Consider the following 21,838-nt stretch of genomic DNA (forward strand, 5'->3'; position numbering starts at 1 on the left):
CAGCGCGATTATTTTTCCGGCGCCGTCAGTTCCTGCGCGATGTGCCGTTCAAGCTGTTCGAGCAAGGCGTACATGCGGCGTACCAGATCGCGCGCACGCGCCACATCGAAGCTTCCGCGCATTTCCTCCAGTTCCACGCACAACTGGCCGAAACTGGTGGCGCCCACCGCGCGCGCCGACGACTTGATCCGGTGCCCAAGGTCCGACACGCGCTCGCCGTCGACCCGGTCCAGAGCCTGCCCAAGCTCGTCGAGGCCATCGCGCGCCGAATCGAGGAACATGAAAGCGTATTTGCGCATCTTGGCCGGATTGCCGCCGAACGTCGTCGCCAGCGCCGTCATGTCGAGCATCGCCGGATCGACCGACACCAGGCTTGACGCGGTCGTGCGGGTCTGGGCGTGCGCGGCCGGCTGCGGGGTGCGCCTGCGTCCTAGCCGGCGCGGGCGCGACGACAGGCAGCGCGCGATGGTGGCAAACAGCACGTGCGGCGCAATCGGCTTGGTCACGAATTCGTCCATCCCAGCGGCCATGCAGCGCTCGCGGTCTTCCTTGCCGGCGTTGGCCGTCATGGCAATCACCAGGTTGCCGGCCATGCGCGGATCGGAGCGCAGCAGCCGGGTTGCCTCGAAGCCGTCCATCACCGGCATCTGCACATCCATCAGCACGCAGTCGAACTGCTCCTTGAGAAGCATGTCGATCGCCTCGCTGCCATTATTGGCGATGACGACCGTGGCGCCAATATCCTCCAGCAGCTCCTGCCCGACCTGCTGGCTGAACGGGTTGTCCTCGACCAGCAAAATGTAGGTGCCGCGGATCTCGTCGAGTACTTCCTGCGACACCTGCTGCGGCCCGGCCGGCATGAAGGTGGCGCATTTGCCGAGGCGCGCGGTGAACCAGAATGTGCTGCCCTCGCCAGGCACGCTGTCGGCGCCAACGTCGCCTTGCATCAGCTCCGCCAGCTGCTTGCTGATCACCAGGCCAAGGCCGGTGCCGCCATATTTGCGCGTCGTCGACGGGTCGGCCTGGTGGAAGGACTGGAACAGGTCGGCCAGTTCGGCGGCCGTCATGCCGATCCCCTTGTCGCGCACTTCAAACCGCACCAGTACCTCGTTCTCGTTCTCGTTCTCTTCGATGCAGTGCGCGCCGATATGCACGGAGCCGTTTTCGGAGAATTTAATGGCGTTGCTGGTGAAGTTCAGCAGCACTTGTTCAAGCCGCAGCGGATCGCCGCGCAGCTGGTGCGACAGGCCCGGCGCGATGTCGAACGCCAGCGTCAGCCCCTTGTCGGCGGCCGCCTCGCCCAGTTGCGCCGCGATGTTCTGCATCAGCGTATCGATGTCGAAATCGAGCACTTCCAGGTCGAGCTTGCCGGCTTCGATCTTGGAGAAGTCGAGGATGTCGTTGATGATGCCGAGCAGGTGCTGGCTCGAATGGAAAATCTTTTCGAGGTAGTCGCGCTGCTTCGGATGGGTCACAGTCTTCAGGGCCAGGTGCGACATGCCGATGATGCTGTTCATCGGCGTGCGGATCTCATGGCTCATATTCGACAGGAAGTTACTCTTGGCGCGATTGGCGGCGTCGGCCTGCGCCTTGAGCTGGTGCAGCTCTGTCACTTCGGTCGACAGGCCGATCACCGCGGCGACATGGCCGTCCACCCGCACCGGCACCTTGACCGTCCACAGGTGGCGCACTTCGCCGTCTGGCAGCGTATATTCGCCCTGGCCGGCCTGGCGGATGCCATGCTCGAAGATCGGCCGGTCCTGCTCCCAGAACCGGTCGGCCTCGGCCTGGCCCATCAGGTCGGAATCGAGCTGGCCGATGATCTCCCCGGCCGGGCGCCCCATCACTTCGGCAGTACGCGAATTGACGTAAATATAGCGCCGCTCGCGGTCTTTCATGTAGACGTGGGCATCGACGCTATTGAGCACGGAGTCAAGCAGCGCGCGATGTTCGACCGCGCTGCGGCGCGACCAGTACAGCGTGAAGAAGAAGGCGTAAATCAGCATGGTGCCGGCGAAACCGGTCACCAGCGCCACCGGTGGGAAGTAGCGGTCGAAGGTTGTATACAGGTCGCTCTTCTTGATGCTCAGCTGCGCCTTCCATCGAAGGCCGTTGGATTCGACCGGCAGCACCGTTTCAATGTACTGCGCGCGCTCGTCGGGGCCGGCGGCAGGCCGTTCCAGCGAACCGTCCTCGCTGACCAGCAGGATGTCCGCCGGCTCGACCGCCGTCGTGCCAGCGCCAGGCGTGGTATCGGTGTACAGCGACAGTCTCACCCCGGCGACCGGCAGCTCGTTCAGGGTGCCGTGCACCAGCGCGGGAACGGCGAAACTGATGCCGACCGAGCCAAGGTAGGCGCGGCGCCGCTCGTCGACGCTGGTCAGCGGGGCGCCGCTGCGGTAGACCGGCATGCGCATGCCCAGGCTGAGGTGCGGCGCGGGATGGTTAACCAGGATGGCGTGCCCCGACGCGCCCAGCAGGCCGGTGTCGCGCGACAGTCCGAGCGCTCGGTCGACAGGCGGCTTGGCCGAGATGTCCATGCCGAACTTCTCGTCCGTTGCGGACATCGGCTCGAGGAAGGTCAGCACCGTGTAATGCGCGCGCCGGCCCCCAGGCTTGATATCGAACCCGGGGTAGCCACCCGCCGCCAAGCTGCTGTCGGAGCGCACCGAGGCGATGAAGTCGTCGCGCGCCTGGTCCTGCAGGTGCACCGCGAAATTGGCGTTTTCGATGGCGGGATAGTTGGCGGCAAGGTCGAGCGTGGCGACGTAGTCGTGGAACTGGCGCCGGCTCAAGGGCGCGTCATGGCTGCGGAACGCCGCTACCATGCCGCGCAGGACCCCGGCATACGTGTTGACGCGTGCCGCCAGGCTGTACTGGGCGCTGCGCGCCACGCCTTCGAAACGCATGCGCGCGTCGGCTTCGGCCGTGCGCAGCGCACCCATATATACCAGCGCGGCGACGATCATCGACAGCGCCAGGCCGGCACCAAGCAGCAGCACGCGAGACGCCGCCGCCCCGGTCACGGGATTGAGCAAGCTACGCGGAATCGCATCGTTCATCAGGTTGCCTCGCAGGCGGGCGCGCACGGCGCCAATGTCATCGTCTCGCCCCCAGCATACTATTAATGTCGTACTGAAACAATTGACGCCGTTGTCGGCCGGGTGCATATTGCCAGAACTAAAAAATCACACAGTTGAAAGAACAACATGAAGAAAGTGGTAACCGGTGTCCTGCTCGGACTGGCCGCATTGGCCGGGGCACGCGCCCAGGCGCCGTCCGCGCCGGTGGACAAATACCTGTGGCTGGAAGACGTCGACGGCGCCGAGGCCCTGGCCTGGGTCGCCGAGCGCAATGCCGCCGCGCGCAAGGAGCTCGAAGCCGGCGCGCGCTTCCCGGCGATCCACGCGCGCCTGAAGACGATCCTCAATTCCAAGGAACGCATCCCGTTCGTCACCATGCATGGCGACTATGTCTACAACTTCTGGCGCGACGCCACCCATGTGCGCGGCATCTGGCGCCGCACCACGCTGGCGTCGTTCCAGAAGCCCGATCCGGCGTGGGAAACGGTGATCGACGTTGACCAGCTGGCAAAAGACGACGGCGAAAACTGGGTCTGGGCCGGTGCATCCTGCCTCAAGCCGAACGGCGAGCGCTGCCTGGTCTCGCTGTCGCGCGGCGGCGGCGACGCCCATGTGGTGCGCGAGTATGACCTGGCCGCGCGCGCCTTCGTCAAGGATGGCTTCATGCTGCCGGAGGCGAAAGGCGGCGCCAGCTGGATCGACCGCGACACCGTGTTTGTCAATACCGACTTCGGTGCCGGCTCGATGACCAGCTCGGGCTACCCGCGCATCGTCAAGGAATGGAAGCGCGGCGCGCCGCTGGCCGACGCCCGCCTGGTGTACGAAGCCAGGGCCGGCGACCTCGCCGCCAGCGCCTGGAAGGATTTCACGCCAGGCCACGAGAACGAGTTCATCGAACGCCAGATCACCTTTTATACCAGCGAGATGTTCGTGCGCGAAGCGGGCCAGCTGGTGCGCGTGCCGAAACCGGACGACGCCAACGCCTACACCGTGCGCGACCAGCTGGTGCTGGAACTGCGCTCGGACTGGCAGGTCGGCGCCGTCACCTACCCCCAGGGCGCGCTGCTGGCGACCGGCTTCAAGGACTTCATGAAAGGCGGCCGCGCGTTCGAGGTGCTGTTTGCGCCCTCGCCTACCCGCTCGCTCGACGGCGTGGCCGTCACCCGCAGCGCGCTGCTGGTCAATGAGCTCGACAAGGTGCGCAACCGGCTGGTCGAACTGCGCCACGTCGACGGCAAATGGCAGCGCCGCGCGGTCGACGCGCCCGCCATGGGCGCGCTGGGCGTGTCGGCGGTCGACGCGGTCAGCTCGGACCAGTACTTCCTGACCGTGACCGACTTCCTGACCCCGACCACGCTGTACCTCGGACAGGTCGGCGACGACCGCCGCGCGCTGCTCAAATCGATGCCGTCGTTCTTCGACGCCAAGCCGTACACGGTGCGCCAGTTCGACGCGACATCGAAAGACGGCGTCAAGGTGCCGTATTTCGTGGTGATGCGCAAAGACGCAAAAATGAACGGCAAGAACCCGACTGTGTTGTACGGCTACGGCGGCTTCGAAGTGTCGCTCAAGCCGTCGTACAGCGCAGTGGCCGGCGACGCCTGGCTGGCCCAGGGCGGCGTGTACGTACTGGCGAACATCCGCGGCGGCGGCGAGTTCGGCCCGCGCTGGCACCAGGCGGCGCTGAAAGACCAGCGCCAGCGCGCGTTCGACGATTTCATCGCGGTGGCGCAGGACCTGATCAAGCGCAAAGTGACCAGCCCGCGCCATCTCGGCATCATGGGCGGCAGTAACGGCGGCCTGCTGGTAGGCGCGGCGATGACCCAGCGCCCCGACCTGTTCAACGCGGTGGTCTCGCAGGTGCCGCTGCTGGACATGCAGCGCTATCACAAGCTGCTGGCCGGCGCGTCCTGGATGGGCGAATACGGCGACCCGGACGATCCGGCGCAATGGGGCTATATCTCGCGCTATTCGCCGTACCACAACGTGTTCTCGGACAAGCGCTATCCGCGCGTGCTGTTTACCACCTCGACGCGCGACGACCGGGTCCATCCCGGCCACGCGCGCAAGATGGTGGCCAAAATGCAGGAACAAGGCCATGACGTGCTGTATTGGGAGAACACCGAGGGCGGCCATGCCGGCGCGGCCAACAACGATCAGCAGGCGCAAATGTGGGCACTGACCTACTCCTTCTTGCTTAACCAACTGAAGTAGGCATAGTCCGCAGCTTCAAATCAGAAGCGGCCTACCCTTCCGTTCAGCCATCGACTGTGGCTGCAACACTCCCCGGCAAACCTGCCGCCGCCGCGCCTCCCCTCTGGCGCGCGGCGGCCGAAGGCGACCTGCCACGGCAGCCCCATCTTCAACCTAGTACTTCTATCAGGTAGCCACCCGTAATGGGGGCGGATGTAATGGACTTTCCTTACTGGAATCTGCCCATGCCCGACCTCGCATTCATCCATCCGCTGCTTGTCAAAAACCCATTGCCAACCGATGCCCTGCACGCCTCGGTGCGGCAGGTCGCCACCGCCGGCGCCCAGCTCGACACGCGCCTGCGCGCGCTGATGCCACGCGAACGCGGCATGGCCAGCCTGGCCGCGGCGTGGCAGGCTACCGTGCGTCCGGCGCTCTACGGCGGCATCGACGACGTCGCCGCGTTCGCCGAGCGCCTGCGCATGGCACTGCCGCCATTGTGCGCCGCCGGTCCGTACGCCGCCACCGATGCCCAGGCCTGCAGCAGCGTCGCCGACGGCTTGCAAGTACTCAAGCTGGCCGCGGTCGCACAGGCAGCAGGGGCGGCCGAAACCACCGCCGCGCTGGAAAGGCTGAACCGGTTTGGCGCGGCCGACCAGCAGGCCGGCGCCACCGCGGCCTGCTTTGAGGCCCTGCAGGCGGTGCAGTCGGCCCAGCGCGGCATGGAACGCGCCTGGTACAGCGTGGTGTGCGGCTTCAACGCGCTGCTCGGGCAGCTCACCGGGGCCACTCTCAATAGCGCGCTGATGGTGGCGCGGCTGGAAATCGCCTTCGCGGGATGGAACGAGCTGGCGGCGCACCTGCGCGCGCCATCGAATGCGCCGCGCATCGCGCGCGCGCCGGACCCGGCGCGCCAGGGCGGCCAGGACCAGCGCGCGCCACTGCTCAAGACTGTATCGGCATTTCGCGACGGCGGCATTGGCGAAGGCGCGGACGCAGTGGCCGCGGTCATTGCGCTGCTCGATTCGCTCGCCGCCGGCATCGCGCAGCAGCGCTCTCCCGGTCCGAACAGCGCCCCGCTGGTGGGGCGCCATGTTGATGCGGTGCGCGAGCTGGCGCGCGCGTGGCCCGAGCGCCTGCGTCCCGCCGTGCTGGCATCGATGGCGGCACTCAAGCATTTCGGCGAACAGTTTGTGGAATGCGAAGCGCCGCGGCTGCAGGCCGCCTTCGGGCGCATGCGCCGCCAGGACCTGGACGAGCGCTCGCAGGCGGCCGGACTGGTGCTGGACGTTAGCGCCCGTCTTGCGCTGCTTGCCCAAGGATTCGACAGCGTCGCCCTCGGCGTTGGCGACTACCTGTCGACGATGGCGCGCGCCTCGCTCGATCTGGAGACCGATACGGCGGAGGTGTCGCGGCGGCTGCAGTCGGGCCAGTCGCGCGCCGAAGCGCTGGCCTGCCTGGCCAGCCGGCTGCGCCTGCGCCTTGGCATGCCGTCCGCCGGCGCCGCCCGCCCCTGGCTGCCGGCCGTTTTCGCCACGCTGCTGGCGCAGGCCAGGCGCTCGCCAACCGCCAGGCTGGTGGGCGTGGCGCACGAACTCGACCGGGTGCGCAGCGCGCAAGCGGGCACCATGCATGACGCGGCCAGCCTGCAAAGCCTGCTGCCTGCGCTGTCGTCCTACCTGAATGCGATCGACCGCCTCGGCGCCGGGGTGTCGGCGGTCCTTGGCGGCAGCGCCACCTTGCAGGCGCAGCTGGCCGACCTGCACAGCGCCCTGCTGGCCAATCCGGCCAGCGGCGCCATGGCCAGCGCCCAGCTGCGCGCCGCGCTGGCCGACTGGCGCAGTATCGCGCGCCGGATCGGCCGCCTGCCGCCGCAGGCCAGCGTCATGATGCCAGGCGGCGTCCGCCCATCGCTGCATGGGTAGCGGCGACGTCGACGTAGAGCGCAACCGCGTTTTCGATACCGATCTTTAACGGGTCGCCGAAGCGCCGCGTGACGACGCCGGCGCGGCGCAGCATGCGTTCGATGGCGGTGGTCGTCACCGTCACGTACTGTTCGATGCCGGCGTTGTAGCCGTAGGCGATCACCTCGCTGATCGACTCCATGGTGATCTCGGAGAAGCCGAACGGACCGTTGTTGTCGGTCTGGATCGCAAAGCGGCTCAATTCCCAGATATGCGGATCGCTTGGCGCTGGCTGGCCGTGCAGCAGCTGGGAGAACGAATCCTTGAGCATGTACGGGCCTTCCGTGGGCAGCAGGCGCCAGCACCCGCGCAGCGGTCCGCCGGCCTCGCAAATCATCATGTACATCGGCTCGCAGGCGTCGTAGCCATCGATTTCCATTCCGCTCAACACCGGCACTTCCCACCCGAGCCGGTCCTTGAAGACCCGTGCGCGCAAGGTATGCATTTCCCATAAGTCCCGGGATTTGAAGTCGCGCCGTGCAGCTATACGAATTTGCAGTGCCATATGTCACCTCGCTATCGAAAGTTTATGCAGCTCGCATAAAGAATCATGCAGATTCGATAATTAGATAACTAGCAGAGTTGCTAGGTGGCTACTGGCCCTGGAGGTGAAATACTGCCCTCTTTACATAAAGGAATGCAATGGAACAGGATTTCACGTATCAGGAACTGGACATGGACCAGCGCACCGCCTCCGAAGACAGCAGCACCGAGCCGTCCGGCCTGCATTGCAGCGAGCTGAAGCGTTTCCGCATCAGCAAGCGCGAGAGCCAGGAGAAGTTCTGGGGGCGATTCGGCGTGACCCAGTCGAGCGGCAGCCGTTTTGAAACCGGCCTGGGCATCCCGGCGCCGGTGGCGATCCTCGTCAAGCTCTACCTCAACGGAAGACTCAGCGATGGTGATCTTCCGGGATAAGGATTCCCATGCCGATGGCCTTGACCAGGGCCTGCTGGCGGGTGCTGACGCCAAATTTCTGGCGCACGTTACCGATGTGGAAATTGACCGTCGCTTCCGAGCAGTTGGTGATTTTCGAGATTTCCCATGATGATTTGCCGACCATGACCCACTTGAGCACTTCGAGCTCGCGCCTGGTCAGGCGCGGCTTGTCCTGCTGCTGCTGCGGGCGCACGAAGCGCAGCGACGATTCGAACGCATAATCGCGGATCAGCGCCAGGCTGGCGATCGCTTGCGTGGCCTCGCGCGGGTCGGGCAGCGCGTCGGACGCGAAACTGACCACCCCGAATTCGCCATTGGGGCCGTGGATCGGGAACGTAATGCCGGAGCGGATACCATGGCCGCAGGCTTCCTCGTAAAACGCGCGCTGGCGCGCACCATTGAACGTCTCGGGCTCCCACACGATCGGCAGTGAGCTGGCCAGGCAGTGCGACACGGTAGGATCGACATAATGCAGGCGGTCGGCGTCGTAGCGGTCGCGCCAGCTGCTGGAGTAATTGCTTTGCAAGAATGCCGACTCAAGCTTGTCCTGGCGCGACCCCACCACCCCGTACACGACCTGGTCGAACCCCTGCCGCCGGGCCAGCGTAAACAGGGTATCGCGCCACGCGGCCTCGTCCGTGCAGCTCAATAATTGCGTCAGAAGTCCCATTTCAACCATTACATCTCCATGTCACGCGGATACAAGGCGGCGTGAATCATGATCGTAGTGCATCGATAACTAAAACTCAATGGTCAATAACTTCTTGCCAAGCATCGAACACGGTAAAATCGCCACCGCGCCCCGCAGTGCACATAATGCTTAAAAGTACAAGTCGTAGATTTTGTTCACGATCTTATGCAAATTGCGACGGGACGTGGTTTCCGCGCCACATACGGGCCAAATCGGCGCTCAAGCCGTGCGTCAGGGAAATTTTGTTTCGTGTAGGCTATTAAAACTTAGTACGCAATTTTATCCATACAGGTCCAGTCTGGCGTGCAGATTCCGAAAGTTTTATTGGTCAACGATGACGCGGCGAGCCTTTTTGCGCTCGAAAGCCTGCTGACGTCCGCAACCGACCTGCTCAACTACGAACTGGTTACCGCCACCTCGGGCCATGAAGCCCTGCGCAAGGTCCTGACCCACGAGTTCGCCGTGATCTTGCTGGACGTGAATATGCCCGGCATGGACGGCTTCGAGACCGCCGAGGCGATCCACTCGCATCCGCGCACCAGTTCGGTGCCGATCATCTTCATCACCGCCTACTTCGCCGACGAGATGCACCGCCTGAAAGCCTACCAGGCTGGCGCGGCGGACTATTTGTTTACGCCGGTAATCCCGCAGGTGCTGCAGACCAAGGTCGCCGTATTTGTCGACCTGACCCGCAAGAACCTCGAACTGCGCGCCAAGACCGACGAGCTGTCGAAGCTCTACCAGGACCTGCGGGTGCAGCGCATCCAGGACCTCGAACGCATCAACGGCGAGCTGGAACAGGAAGTGGCCGAGCGCAAACTGGCCGAGCAGCGCGCCCACGACCTGTCGATCCGCGACGCCCTCACCGGGCTGGTAAACCGGCGCTCGCTGATCCAGCAGCTCGAACACGCGGTGGCGACCTGCGACCGCCACCAGGGCGAATGCGCGCTGCTGTTCCTCGACCTCGACCGCTTCAAGCAGGTCAACGACAATCTCGGCCACCATATCGGCGACGAACTGCTGCGCCAGGTCGCCGCGCGCCTGCTGTCCTCGGTGCGGGTATCGGACGTGGTCGCGCGCCTCGGGGGCGATGAGTTTGTCGTCCTGCTCGAAGGGAAAGGCGCGGCCGCCAACGCGGCGCGCGTGGCGCGCAAGATCAGCCAGGCCCACGCGCGCCGCTTCGACATCGACAACCATGCCATCAACACCGGCACCAGCATCGGCATCGCGCTGTACCCGCAGGACGCCGACAACGCCGCAGCCCTGATCCGCAACGCCGACCGCGCCATGTATCACGCCAAGCAGAACCAGCGTGGCGGCATCGAGTTTTTCCGCGAGGAGCTCAACGCCCGCGAGACCGAACGCGCACTGTGGACCAAAGAGCTCAAGGACGCCCTGGAGAACGGCGAATTCTCGCTGGCTTTCCTGCCGCGCGCCTGCGTCGCCACGGGCGAACTGCGTGGCATCGAAACGCAGCTGGCCTGGCGCCATCCGCGCCACGGCCTGGTCGATGCGCGCCAGTATGTCGCCGAGGTTCCCGACCGCGCCCTGCTCGAACGGGTGGATGACTGGACCATCGGCGAAGCCTGCGTGCAGGCGTCGCAATGGCGCGAGTCGGCGGCAGAACTGCCTGCGCTGCCAGTGTCGGTGCGGCTGGTGTCGCCCGGGATCGGCGCGCCGCTGGCTGAAAGAATCCTCGCTCACGTCCGTGCCTGCAAGCTTCCCGGCGACGCGCTTGAATTGCAGCTGACCGAGCAAATGCTGGCCGGCCGGCGCGATCTTGACGCCGTGCTGCACGGGTTGCACGAGCGCGGCGTCCAGCTGGCGGTCGACGACTTCGGCAGCGCCGGTCCTGGCCTTGGCCTGCTGCGCACCCTGCCCTTTTCGGCGCTGCGCATCGACGCCTCGCTGGTTCACGCGCTGGACGAAAAGGGCGGCCAAGACATGCTGGCGGCGCTGGTCCACCTGGCGCGCGCGCTCGGCCTGCGCGTGCTGGCCAAGGGCGTACATACAAGCGCCCAGCTGGCCGCTTTGCATTCACTCGCTTGCGACGAGTATCATGGCGATTTTCTCAGTCGCGTGCTGCCGGCGGCGCCCATGCTGGCGATGCTTGGACAAGCTGCGCGCAACAACCCAATAGAACTACACCCGGCTCCATCCCGGGCCAACCAATCCACTCCCAGAAAACGAGGACAAAGTCGATGAACAACATGACCGAAATGGCCGAAGAGCTAGACGCCAAGCTATTGCTCGCGACGCTGATGGCGCTGAAAAAAGGCGACTTCTCCGTGCGCATGCCATCCGACTGGACGGGAGTGTCCGGCAAGATCGCCGATACCCTCAACGAGATCATCGAGACCAAGGAAAAGATGGTCAAGACGGTCACCGAGGTGTCGCGCGTGGTGGGCCGCGAAGGCCGCCTGACGCAGCGCGCCGCGGTGCCGAACATGGTCGGCGGCTGGGCCACGATCATCAGTTCGGTCAATACGCTGATCGACGACCTGGTGCGCCCGACAACCGAGATGGCGCGCGTCATCGGCGCGGTGGCGAAGGGCGACCTGTCGCAGACCATGGCGCTGGAAGTGGACGGCCATCCGCTCAAGGGCCAGTACCTGCGCGCGGCGATGACCGCGAACACGATGGTGGAGCAGCTGTCCTCGTTCTCTTCCGAAGTGACGCGCGTGGCGCGCGAGGTGGGTACCGAAGGAAAGCTGGGCGGCCAGGCGCAGGTGAAAGGCGTGGCAGGTACCTGGAAGGACTTGACCGACTCGGTGAACTCGATGGCGGGTAACCTGACTTCGCAGGTGCGTAACATCGCGGAAGTGACGACGGCGGTGGCGAACGGCGACTTGTCGAAGAAAATTACGGTCGACGTGCGCGGCGAGATCCTGCAGCTGAAGGACACGATTAACGTCATGGTGGACCAGCTGCGCTCGTTCGCGTCCGAAGTAACCCGGGTGGCGCGCGAGGTGGGTACCGAAGGTAAGCTGGGCGGCCAGGCGTATGTGCCGGGCGTGGGCGGCACCTGGAAGGACTTGACCGATAACGTGAACTTCATGGCGTCTAACCTGACGGGCCAGGTGCGTAACATCGCGGCGGTGACGACGGCGGTGGCGAACGGCGACTTGTCGAAGAAAATTACGGTGGACGTGAAGGGCGAGATTCTCGAACTGAAGAACACCATTAACGTCATGGTGGACCAGCTGTCCTCGTTCGCATCCGAGGTAACGCGGGTTGCGCGCGAAGTGGGTACCGAAGGTAAGCTGGGCGGCCAGGCGCAGGTGAAGGGCGTGGCGGGCACCTGGAAGGACTTGACCGACTCGGTGAACTCGATGGCGGGTAACCTGACGGGCCAGGTGCGTAACATCGCGGACGTGACGACCGCGGTGGCGAACGGCGACTTGTCGAAAAAGATTACGGTGGACGTAAAGGGCGAGATTCTCGAACTGAAGAACACCATCAACGTCATGGTCGACCAGCTGAACTCCTTCGCATCGGAGGTGACGCGGGTGGCGCGAGAAGTGGGTACCGAGGGTAAGCTGGGCGGCCAGGCGAACGTGCCGGGTGTCGCAGGCACCTGGAAAGACTTGACCGACGGCGTGAACTCGATGGCGGGTAACCTGACCGGCCAGGTGCGTAACATCGCGGACGTGACGACCGCGGTGGCGAACGGCGACCTGTCGAAAAAGATCACGGTGGACGTGAAGGGCGAGATTCTCGAACTGAAAAACACCATTAACGTCATGGTGGACCAGTTGTCCTCGTTCGCTTCCGAGGTGACGCGCGTGGCGCGTGAGGTGGGTACCGAAGGTAAGCTGGGCGGCCAGGCATACGTGCCGGGCGTCGGCGGTACCTGGAAAGACTTGACCGACAACGTGAACTTCATGGCGTCCAACCTGACCGGCCAGGTGCGTAACATCGCGGCGGTGACGACGGCGGTGGCGCGAGGCGACTTGTCTAAGAAGATTACGGTGGACGTGAAAGGCGAGATTCTCGAGCTGAAGGACACCATCAACGTCATGGTGGACCAGTTGTCCTCGTTCGCATCCGAGGTGACGCGCGTGGCGCGTGAAGTGGGTACAGAAGGTAAGCTGGGCGGCCAGGCAAACGTGTCCGGTGTCGCCGGTACCTGGAAAGACTTGACCGAGAACGTCAACCAGCTGGCGGCAAACCTGACCAACCAGGTGCGCGCGATTGCGGAGGTGGCGACGGCGGTGACGCGAGGCGACTTGTCGCGGTCGATTCAGGTGGAGGCGCGCGGCGAGGTGTCCTACCTGAAGGACAACATCAACGAGATGATCCGCAACCTGAAGGAAACCACGCAGAAAAACGCGCAGCAGGATTGGCTCAAGACCAACCTTGCGCGATTTACCCGGCTGCTGCAGGGCCAGCGCGACTTGCAGGCCGTGACCAAGCTGATTCTGTCGGAACTGGCGCCGCTGGTCTCGGCGCACCACGGCGTGTTCTACATGATGGACTCGCAGGAGATCGACGCGCGCCTGCGCATGATCGCCAGCTACGGCTACCGTTCCAGCCGCAAGCTGCCGACCTCCTTCCTGCCGGGCGAAGGCCTGGTAGGCCAGTGCGCGCTGGAGAAGAACCGCATCTGGCTCACCGACGTGCCGCGCGATTACATCGTGGTCTCGTCGGGGCTGGGCGCGGCGCCGCCAAACAACATCGTGGTGCTGCCGATCCTGTTCGAGCAGCAGGTCAAGGCCGTGATCGAGATTGCCTCGCTCGACCGCTTCACCGAAACCCACCTGTCCTTCCTTGACCAGCTGATGGAATCGATCGGCGTTGTTCTGAATACGATCGAGGCGAACAGCCGTACCGAGTCCCTGCTGACCCAGTCGCAGTCGCTGGCGCAAGAGCTCCAGCAGACCAACCAGGAACTGGCGGAAAAGGCGCGCCTGCTGTCCGAGCAGAATATCGAGGTGGAACGGAAAAACCGCGAGGTGGAACAGGCGAAACTGGCGCTGGAAGAAAAAGCCACCCAGCTGGCCCTGTCGTCCAAGTACAAGTCCGAGTTCCTGGCGAATATGTCGCACGAGCTGCGTACCCCGCTTAACTCGCTGCTGATTCTCGCGCAGCAGCTGTCCGATAACCCGGAAGGCAACCTGTCGGGCAAGCAGGTCGAATTCGCCAAGACCATCCACGGCTCCGGCTCCGACTTGCTGACCCTGATTAACGACATTCTTGACCTGTCCAAGATCGAATCGGGCACGGTCACGCTGGACGTGTCGGAATACCGCTTCTCGACGCTGCGCAACTACGTCGACCGCACCTTCCGCCACATGGCCGAAGCCAAGCATCTCGGCTTCACGGTCGAACTGGCCGAGGCCCTGCCTGCGGCTGTGATGACCGATACCACGCGCCTGCAGCAGGTTCTCAAGAACCTGCTGTCGAACGCGTTCAAGTTCACCCACCACGGCAAGGTCGCGCTGGAGATCTCGCTGGTCACCAGCGGCTGGACCAGCGACCACCCGAACCTGGTGCATGCCGACGCGGTACTGGCGTTCTCGGTCAAGGATACCGGCGTCGGTATTGCCGGCGACAAGCTGCAGCTGATCTTCGAAGCATTCCAGCAGGCCGATGGTTCCACCGCGCGCAAGTACGGCGGTACCGGCCTTGGCCTGTCGATTTCGCGCGAACTGGCGCGCCTGCTGGGCGGCGAGATCCGCGTCGAGTCGGTCGTCAACGGCGGATCGACCTTCACGCTGTACCTGCCGTACAACCGCGCAGGCTTCATCAACTACGAACAGACACGCCAGCCGCAGCCAGCACGCCTTGCAGCGCCGTCGGCCAGCTACCAGATGGCGCCGCGCTTCGAAAGCGACATCATCGACGCGATCGACCATCCGCACCAGGTGGAATACACCTCGTCGACGGACGACCGTTCGCTGGTCGCACCGGGCGATCCATCGGTGCTGATCGTCGAGGACGACGAGCGCTTCGCCAGCGTGGTCATCGAGTTCGCCCGCGAAAAGAACTTCAAGGTGATCGTGACCCAGCAGGGCGACTCGGCCCTGTCGCTGGCGCGCGACTACCTGCCGTCGGCAATCCTGCTCGACATCGACCTGCCCGATATCGACGGCTTCACGGTGCTCGACCGCCTCAAGCGCGACCCGAGCACCCGCCACATTCCGGTCCACGTGATGTCCAGCCTGCGCGAGCGGGAACGCGCGCTGCGCCAGGGCGCCATCTCGTACATGAACAAGCCGGTGAGCCGCGACACGCTGCAGGAAGAATTCACCCGCATCCAGAAGTTCCTGCTGGGCGGCAAACGCAGCCTGCTGGTGGTGGACGATGAAGAAGCGCAGCGCGATTCGATCGTCGCGCTGATCGGCGACGGCGACATCCGCATCGTCACCGCCAACACCGGCGAGGCGGCGCTGGAAGCCCTGCGCGGTTCGCATTTCGACTGCATGGTGCTTGACCTGACCCTGCCTGACATCAGCGGCTTCGACCTGCTTGACCTGATCGGCAAGGATGCCAGCTTGCGCGACCTGCCGATCGTGATCTACACCGCGAAGGACCTGAACAAGAAGGAAGTCACCAAACTGAAGCGCTACGCCAAGACCATCGTGATCAAGGATGCGCGTTCGCCCGAGCGCCTGCTCGACGAAACGGCGCTGTTCCTGCACCGTTCGCACGCATCGCTGCCGGAAACCCAGCGCCGCATGCTCGACGAGATCCACGCCGCCGATGGCGGGCTGGCAGGCCGCAAGGTGCTGATCGTCGACGATGACCTGCGCAACATCTTCGCGCTGTCCTCGCTGCTGGAGCGCCAGCAAATGCAGGTCTCCTTCGCCGAGAACGGCCGCGACGGCATTGAAGTGCTGGAAAAAGACCCGACCATCGAGATCGTCCTGATGGACATCATGATGCCGGAGATGGACGGCTACGACACGATGCGGGCGATCCGCCGCATCCCGAAATTCAAGTCGCTGCCGATCATCACCCTGACCGCGAAAGCGATGAAGGGCGACCGCGACAAGTGTATCGCCGCCGGTGCGTCGGACTACATCACCAAGCCTGTCGATGTGGCCCAGCTGCTGTCGCTGATGCGGGTGTGGCTGCATTGAGCGGCTACCCTTCGGGCGAGACCGGGCTGGCGACGGAAGAACTGGAGATCGAGCTGCTGCTGGAAGCCTTGTTCCAGCGCTACGGCTTCGACTACCGCGACTACGACCGCCAGGCCATCCGGCGCCGCCTGTACGCCCTGATGCGGGCGCGCGGCCTGGCGACCGTCTCGCGCCTGCAGGACCGGGTGCTGCACGAGCCGGGCGCCAGCGACGCATTGCTGCGCGCGCTGGCGGTGCCGCCGGCGACCCTGTTCGACGACCCCGAGCAGGCGCGCCAGCTGCGCATCGTGCTGGCGTCGTGCCTGCGCGCGTCGGCGGTGCCGAAGATCTGGCTGGCCGAATGCGGCGGCGCCGAGGAAGCGTGGTCGCTGGCGATCATGCTGGCCGAAGAGCAGCTGCACACGCGCACCGATATCTACGCCACCGCCGCCAACGAGCAGATGCTGGACGAGGCGCGCAATGCGCGTATCTCGCTTGAGCGGATGGAGCAGTGCAAGGAAAACTACCGCGCCAGCGGCGGCACCGGCAATCTTGACGACTACTTCGAGATCGAAGACGGCCACGCGGTGCTGGCGTCGAGCCTGCGCAACCGCATCAACTGGGCCCAGTACAACCTGGTCACGGATGCGTCGTTCAATGAGTTCCAGCTGATCGTCTGCCGGCGCGCCCTGCCCGACTTCGGTCCGGTGCTGCGGCGCCGCGTGCTCAGGCTGTTCCATGAGAGCCTGGCGCGCTTTGGCGTGCTCGGCATCGACCGCGAATTCGACGAGGGTGACGCGTTCGGCGAAAACTATCAGGCGGTGTTCTCGCACCAGGGGTGGTATAAACGGGTAGCGTAGCGCTGGCAGCGGGCCGGCCGACACCGGGGATCGCATTCGATGGTTCATCAATTCACTCACAAATTTTCGACCACCGGCCGCGGCACCCTCGGCATCACCGATACGGTGGCGAAGGCGGTCAGGGATTCCGGCGTCCAGTGCGGGATCGTCCACGTGTTCGTCCAGCACACCAGCTGCTCGCTGACGATCACCGAAAACGCCGACGCCGACGTGCGGCGCGATCTCGAAACCATCATGACACGGCTGGTGCCGGACGGCGATCCGGCCTATCGCCACAAGACCGAAGGCCCGGACGACATGGCGGCGCACGGGCGCAGCATGCTGACCGATTCGAGCCTGACCGTGCCGGTCGGCGGCGGACGGCTGCTGCTCGGTACCTGGCAGGGCATCTTCCTGTGGGAGCACCGCGCGATGGCGCAGCGCCGCAGCGTGGTGATCACGATTCTCGGCGCATAGGGCTGGCGCCGTGCAGGGACGCGACATCGGCCAGGTCACGGCGCTGACGATCCGCACCGCGGCGGGGTCGCTGAATGCCGACCGCGCCCGCCTGATCGATGGCGCGGGCATCGACGGCGATGTGCATGCCGATCCGCTCTCGCCGCGCCAGCTGTTGCTGGCAAGCGCGCAGGCCTATGACCAATTCTCCCTGCCGCCCCATGCCCTGCGCGAGAACCTGCTGGTCGATTTCGATACCTCGACGCTGGTGTCGGGCGCAGTGCTGCGGATCGGCGGCGAGGTGCGGCTGCGGCTGATGTTCCAGTGCGAAGCATGCGGACAGCTCGATATCCAGCAAAGCGGCCTGTCGCGCAAGCTCGGCACGCGGCGCGGGATGCTGGCGCGGGTGCTTGCCGGCGGCCTGGTTCAGCGCGGCGACCGCGTGCAGGACCTGGGAGTGCTGGAAGCGCCCTGGCCCGAGGACTGGCGCAGGCGCATCGCCCAGGTTCTCGACGCGGTGCCGCCCGGGGCGGTCATCGAATACAAACAGCTGGCGCGCCTGGCCGGCGTGCAGCCCAGCTACTGCCGGGCGTTCCCGCGCCTGATCGACAGTCTGGGCGAACGCTACGCTGCCAAGGCCATCGCGGCACGCTCGGCATCCATGCGGCACCGCTGGAATGGCGAAGGCCTGTTCGAGCGCTAAGGTACGCCGCTGCCTGCGCCGGCTCCCGCATGGGATCCCGGTGGCGCAAGCTGACGGCCGTCATCACGCTGATGGACGTGCAGGACGGCGCCGCGCCATCAGGCGACACGCGTGCGCTGGGCGATCCATTCATCGAGCACCTGTTCGCTGCCCTTGCCGGCGTGTAGTCCGAGCTTCGAGCGGCGCCACAGGATATCGGCGGCGCAGGTGGCCCATTCATGTTCGACCAGGTAATCCACTTCGGCCGCGAACAGGCCGGGCACGATTTGCGGCCCAAGCTCGTGCATGCCCTGGCGCCGCGCCAGCAGGATGTCGATGCGGCTGCCGTACGCCCGTCCGTAGCGCAGCGCCAGGGCGCGCGGCAGCCACGGGTAGCGGCGCCCTACCCCGTCAAGCCAGCTGTCGAATTCGACCACGCCGCGGTTCGACGGCTTGCCGCCGAACAGGTCGCCGCCCGGCAGGCATGCGGCAGCTGTCCAGGCGCCGCTGCGATTGCCCAGCACCGGGGCGATGCGGTCGACGGCTTCCTCGGCCAGCTTGCGGAAGGTGGTGATCTTGCCGCCGAAGACCGTCAGCATCGGTGCGGCGCTGTCGTCCAGCTCGAGGCGGAAGTCGCGCGTGGCGGCGGCGGCGCTGGCCGCGTCGTCCTCGACCAGCGGACGTACGCCAGAATAGGTCCACACCACGTCGCCCGGTGTGATCGCACGCTTGAAGTAGCGGTTCGACAGCGTGCACAGGTAGGCGATCTCGCTGTCGCTGATCGCCACCTGGTCGAGGTCACCGTCGTAATCGAGGTCGGTGGTGCCGATCAGCGTGAACTCCTGCTCGTACGGCATGGCGAAGACGATGCGCCCGTCGGGATGCTGGAAGATGTAGGCGTAGTCGTGGTCGAACAGGCGCGGCACGACGATGTGGCTGCCTTTGATCAGGCGTAGCGCCTTGCCCGGACCTGCAAGCGTCGCGGTTTGCAGAAATTGCGCGGCCCACGGCCCGGCGGCGTTGACCAGGCAGCGCGCCTTTACCCGCGTGCTGCCCTGCGCATGGGTCAGCGTCGCGGTCCAGTGCCCGGCATCGCGTCGCAGTGCGCTGCAGGCGGTGCGCGTGAGGATGCTGGCGCCGCGTTCGCGCGCGGCGATCGCATTGAGGACGACCAGCCGCGCATCGTCGACCCAGCCGTCGGAATAGACAAAGCCGCGCGTGAAGCTGTCCTTCAGCGGCGCGCCCGCCGCGTGCGAACGCAGCACGATGGCCTGCGAGCCTGGCAAGAACTCGCGCCGCGCCAGCGTGTCGTACAAGTACAGGCCCGCGCGGATCAGCCATACCGGGCGCTGGCCGCTGTCGTGCGGCATGACGAACCTGAGGGGACGCATGATGTGCGGGGCGCTGCGCAGCAGCACCTCGCGCTCGGCCAGCGCCTTGCGCACCAGGCGGAATTCGTAATGCTCCAGGTAGCGCAGGCCGCCGTGGATCAGCTTGCTCGACGCCGACGACGTATGCGCGGCCAGGTCGTCCTTCTCGCACAGGAGCACGCGCAGGCCGCGCCCGGCCGCGTCGCGCGCGATGCCGGCGCCATTGATGCCGCCGCCGACGATCAGCACGTCGGTTTCAATCAGGTCACCTGGTTGGTCCATCCTCCGCCCCCATATGCGCCATCACCGGACACATGGCTGATTGTGTACCGAATGGGCCGCCTTGACAAATTTTCGCACCATGGGCGAACCGCGCCTCAGGCATCGACCTCGCCGTCGATCCGCTCCGGAACGCCGCAAATGGCGCGCGAGGCCTGCATGCCGCCCATGACCGCGGCCTCGATACAGCCTGCGTCGAGCCCTGTCTTGAGCCAGTCGCCGGCCAGGAACAGGTTGGCGAAGCCGGCGCCGTCCGACGCCAGCCGGTATTGCGCCGTGCCGGCGGCGCACAGCACGTAGCGCTCCGACGGGTCGACATTGGCGCGCCAGTACTGGGCGTCGAAACGTGCCACGCCTTCGCGCTGCATCGGGTCCGACAGCCAGTGCCAGGCAAAGCCGCCCGCCTGCATGGCCGAGGGCCACAGGTCGCCGATGCGCTGGGCCAGCAGTTCGATCGCGCCTTCCTTGGCCAGCATCCGCGCGCGCGCCGGATAGCCGTGATCGGCTTGCGGCGGATAGGACGGCATCGGCAGCGTGCCGCAAAAGTACGACACGCTTTCGGGTTGCTGGGCCGGCGGCCAGTCTTCGCGTGCCAGCAGGTGGTCCAGCGGCGCCCAGATTCCATAGGGCTGCGAGAAGCCGGCCAGTACCGGATGCTGCCCGCCGGGCTGGTGCGTCCATCCGGCCTGCGCCAGGGACCGGTCGAGCCATACCTGGCACGCCTGCGTGGCGACGGTCCGCAGCTGCTCGGAGGCCGCCTTGAGCGGCGCGCTGGCGGCCAGCAGGCGCGGGCACAGTGCGGCCAGCGACCCGACCGGTATCCCGAACACCACCTTGTCGAAGTCGCGGCCACGCTCAAGCAGTACTTCAGGCAAGGGCTGGCCGAACTGGCGGCGATAGAGTTCGGGCCAGCTGGTCCAGTACGATTCAAGATCGACTTCGCGCTCCTGCAGCAGCACCGCCTGGGCCGGATCGATCTGCGCGTAGTCGGGCGCGGCGGGCCAGCAATCGAGGCCGCGCACCCTGACCAGCGGGTTGTAGCGGCCGTGGCGCAGCGTGACCTGGCGCGTCATGCGGATGGCGGCGACGTCGTCGCCGTCGGGCACCAGCTCCTCGACGCGGTGGAAGAACCTGAACTTGACGCCGCGCCCCGCCAGCACCTCGTACAAGGGCGTGAAAACGGTGTCGCCCATCCCTGCCTGCATCTTGAAGATGATGCTGCCCTTGTAGCCAAACATCAGGCGCAGCATCCCGCGCAGCATGGTGCCTGCTTCCGCCGTCGGCCGGGCGAAGTCGCCGTCCTGGTAGGCGAACACCAGGTCGTAGGCGGCGCGCACCGGTGCCGAGTCGATGCACAGTTCGGGGTCGCCGCCGTGCTTTGCAAGCCAGGCGCGCAGGTCGGTGCCGTTGATCGTGTCGAAGCCGTTGATGAATACGCCGTCGGCGAACAGCCCCTGGAGCACGGTACTTCCGGTCTCCAGGCAGACGCGCAGGCGGCGCAGCTCCTCGCCGGCAGGCGACAGCTCGCGCCAGGTGGAGCGCACGCGCGCGCGCATGCCATCGAGCGCCTGCGCCAGCAGCGCGTGCTGGTGCAGCTGGTGCTTGCGCGAGTCGTCGGGCATGGTGCGCGCAAGCGCCGACAGCAGCCGGTACGAGCGCGCCGCGCCGTTGCCCTGCACGTCGACGTCCTGCAGGCTGGCCAGTTCGTCGAGCCAGCGGCCGATCCATCCGAGCAGCGTCATCGCCATCTGCCACATCGTTACCGGCGCCCCCAGTCCCGGTTCTCCGGGCAGCGCGGGGAATACGATGCGCCAGGGGCGCTGGCCGACCGCGGTGGCGTCGGCCAGCGCGACGTAGTCGTGCGCCTTGAATGCGTCGCGCCAGGTGGCGAGCGGCGCGCCGGGGGCCCGTCCCAGCCTGTCGTAGGCCGCGCGCATCAGGGCGAAGGTATTGCCATAGAAGCCGAACAGCGTGTGCAGCCCGTGCTCTTCGATGCGCTGGCCATGCAGCGCGTTGCGGCCGCTGGCGCCTTTGCCGCCCAGCCGCCACCCCTGCTGGTAGACGGTGATGTCGTAGCGGTCCTGCCAGCCGGGGACCGAGGACAGGTGCCAGGCCGCGGCCAGCGATCCGATGCCGCCGCCAAGGATGGCGATTTTTTCACGCTGCGTGCTTGCGGCCGGCCGGTTGCTCATCGCGTTCTCCCCTCACGTCAGCAGCCAGTGTATTTTCAACGGCCGGGTTTCATGTTCGCAAATATCAATCATGCGAGGTGGATGGGGCC

The 21,838-nt window shown here is 65.6% G+C and carries 13 protein-coding genes; 8 read left to right on the forward strand and 5 right to left on the reverse strand.

Annotation, left to right across the window (positions count from 1 at the left end; translation table 11 throughout):
• Positions 1-8: 8 nt before the first annotated feature.
• Entirely contained in the window at positions 9-3,062 is a 3,054-nt protein-coding gene (locus I4X03_RS19500) for a CHASE domain-containing hybrid sensor histidine kinase/response regulator family protein (RefSeq protein ID WP_223469908.1), read from the reverse strand.
• 147 nt (positions 3,063-3,209) lie between these two features.
• Between I4X03_RS19500 and I4X03_RS19505 the strand changes: the two genes are divergently transcribed.
• Both I4X03_RS19505 and I4X03_RS19510 read left to right on the forward strand, forming a co-directional pair.
• The gene (locus tag I4X03_RS19505) at positions 3,210-5,297 is read left to right on the forward strand and encodes a prolyl oligopeptidase family serine peptidase (RefSeq protein WP_223469909.1); all 2,088 of its coding nucleotides are present in this window, start codon (positions 3,210-3,212) and stop codon (positions 5,295-5,297) included.
• Between the two features lie 224 nt (positions 5,298-5,521).
• Positions 5,522-7,201 (forward strand): hypothetical protein, encoded by a 1,680-nt coding sequence (locus I4X03_RS19510; RefSeq protein ID WP_223469910.1) that lies wholly within the window; start codon positions 5,522-5,524, stop codon positions 7,199-7,201.
• On the opposite strand, the gene I4X03_RS19515 is transcribed toward I4X03_RS19510, so the two are convergent.
• Positions 7,161-7,745, reverse strand: coding sequence for an acyl-homoserine-lactone synthase (locus I4X03_RS19515; RefSeq protein ID WP_307735384.1), 585 nt, complete (start codon positions 7,743-7,745; stop codon positions 7,161-7,163). The two genes, I4X03_RS19510 and I4X03_RS19515, sit on opposite strands and share 41 nt — an antisense overlap.
• 137 nt (positions 7,746-7,882) lie before the next feature.
• On the opposite strand from I4X03_RS19515, the gene I4X03_RS19520 reads away from it, so the two are divergent.
• Entirely contained in the window at positions 7,883-8,155 is a 273-nt protein-coding gene (locus tag I4X03_RS19520; RefSeq protein ID WP_370660535.1) for a helix-turn-helix domain-containing protein, read from the forward strand.
• On the opposite strand, the gene I4X03_RS19525 is transcribed toward I4X03_RS19520, so the two are convergent.
• Positions 8,130-8,855 (reverse strand): helix-turn-helix transcriptional regulator, encoded by a 726-nt coding sequence (locus I4X03_RS19525; protein ID WP_223469911.1) that lies wholly within the window; start codon positions 8,853-8,855, stop codon positions 8,130-8,132. The two genes, I4X03_RS19520 and I4X03_RS19525, sit on opposite strands and share 26 nt — an antisense overlap.
• Before the next feature lie 336 nt (positions 8,856-9,191).
• Here I4X03_RS19525 and I4X03_RS19530 point away from each other — a divergent pair, with 336 nt between their 5' ends.
• The 5 genes from I4X03_RS19530 to I4X03_RS19550 are packed head-to-tail and all read left to right on the forward strand — an operon-like array spanning position 9,192 to position 17,929.
• Positions 9,192-11,072, forward strand: a complete 1,881-nt coding sequence (locus tag I4X03_RS19530) for a putative bifunctional diguanylate cyclase/phosphodiesterase (protein ID WP_229428244.1) — start codon at positions 9,192-9,194, stop codon at positions 11,070-11,072.
• Entirely contained in the window at positions 11,069-15,952 is a 4,884-nt protein-coding gene (locus tag I4X03_RS19535; protein ID WP_223469913.1) for a response regulator, read from the forward strand. Before I4X03_RS19530 ends, I4X03_RS19535 begins: the two co-directional genes overlap by 4 nt.
• Complete coding sequence (locus I4X03_RS19540) at positions 15,940-16,791, forward strand: CheR family methyltransferase (RefSeq protein WP_223469914.1); 852 nt, start codon at positions 15,940-15,942, stop codon at positions 16,789-16,791. The genes I4X03_RS19535 and I4X03_RS19540 overlap by 13 nt, the downstream gene beginning before the upstream one ends.
• A 39-nt stretch (positions 16,792-16,830) precedes the next feature.
• Positions 16,831-17,247: a secondary thiamine-phosphate synthase enzyme YjbQ gene (locus I4X03_RS19545; protein ID WP_223469915.1), complete on the forward strand. Its 417-nt coding sequence runs from the start codon at positions 16,831-16,833 to the stop codon at positions 17,245-17,247.
• Between the two features lie 10 nt (positions 17,248-17,257).
• Entirely contained in the window at positions 17,258-17,929 is a 672-nt protein-coding gene (locus I4X03_RS19550) for an MOSC domain-containing protein (protein WP_223469916.1), read from the forward strand.
• Between the two features lie 98 nt (positions 17,930-18,027).
• Here I4X03_RS19550 and glpD read toward each other — a convergent pair whose 3' ends face one another.
• Both glpD and I4X03_RS19560 read right to left on the reverse strand, forming a co-directional pair.
• Positions 18,028-19,560 (reverse strand): glycerol-3-phosphate dehydrogenase, encoded by a 1,533-nt coding sequence (glpD, locus tag I4X03_RS19555; RefSeq protein ID WP_223469917.1) that lies wholly within the window; start codon positions 19,558-19,560, stop codon positions 18,028-18,030.
• 95 nt (positions 19,561-19,655) lie between these two features.
• On the reverse strand, positions 19,656-21,749 hold the full coding sequence (locus tag I4X03_RS19560; protein WP_223469918.1) for an NAD(P)-binding protein: 2,094 nt from the start codon (positions 21,747-21,749) through the stop codon (positions 19,656-19,658).
• Positions 21,750-21,838 lie beyond the last annotated feature (89 nt).

It is taken from the genome of Massilia soli (assembly GCF_016809835.1).
Taxonomy (GTDB): Bacteria; Pseudomonadota; Gammaproteobacteria; order Burkholderiales; family Burkholderiaceae_D; genus Telluria_A; species Telluria_A soli.

Bases quoted from the DNA above. Each gene is read 5' to 3' on its own strand.
- I4X03_RS19525 (WP_223469911.1), bottom strand. From the start codon at position 8,855: ATGGTTGAAATGGGACTTCTGACGCAATTATTGAGCTGCACGGACGAG.
- I4X03_RS19545 (WP_223469915.1), top strand. From the start codon at position 16,831: ATGGTTCATCAATTCACTCACAAATTTTCGACCACCGGCCGCGGCACC.
- I4X03_RS19515 (WP_307735384.1), bottom strand. From the start codon at position 7,745: ATGGCACTGCAAATTCGTATAGCTGCACGGCGCGACTTCAAATCCCGG.
- I4X03_RS19500 (WP_223469908.1), bottom strand. From the start codon at position 3,062: ATGAACGATGCGATTCCGCGTAGCTTGCTCAATCCCGTGACCGGGGCG.
- I4X03_RS19510 (WP_223469910.1), top strand. From the start codon at position 5,522: ATGCCCGACCTCGCATTCATCCATCCGCTGCTTGTCAAAAACCCATTG.
- I4X03_RS19560 (WP_223469918.1), bottom strand. From the start codon at position 21,749: ATGAGCAACCGGCCGGCCGCAAGCACGCAGCGTGAAAAAATCGCCATC.
- I4X03_RS19520 (WP_370660535.1), top strand. From the start codon at position 7,883: ATGGAACAGGATTTCACGTATCAGGAACTGGACATGGACCAGCGCACC.
- I4X03_RS19535 (WP_223469913.1), top strand. From the start codon at position 11,069: ATGAACAACATGACCGAAATGGCCGAAGAGCTAGACGCCAAGCTATTG.
- I4X03_RS19505 (WP_223469909.1), top strand. From the start codon at position 3,210: ATGAAGAAAGTGGTAACCGGTGTCCTGCTCGGACTGGCCGCATTGGCC.
- glpD (WP_223469917.1), bottom strand. From the start codon at position 19,560: ATGGACCAACCAGGTGACCTGATTGAAACCGACGTGCTGATCGTCGGC.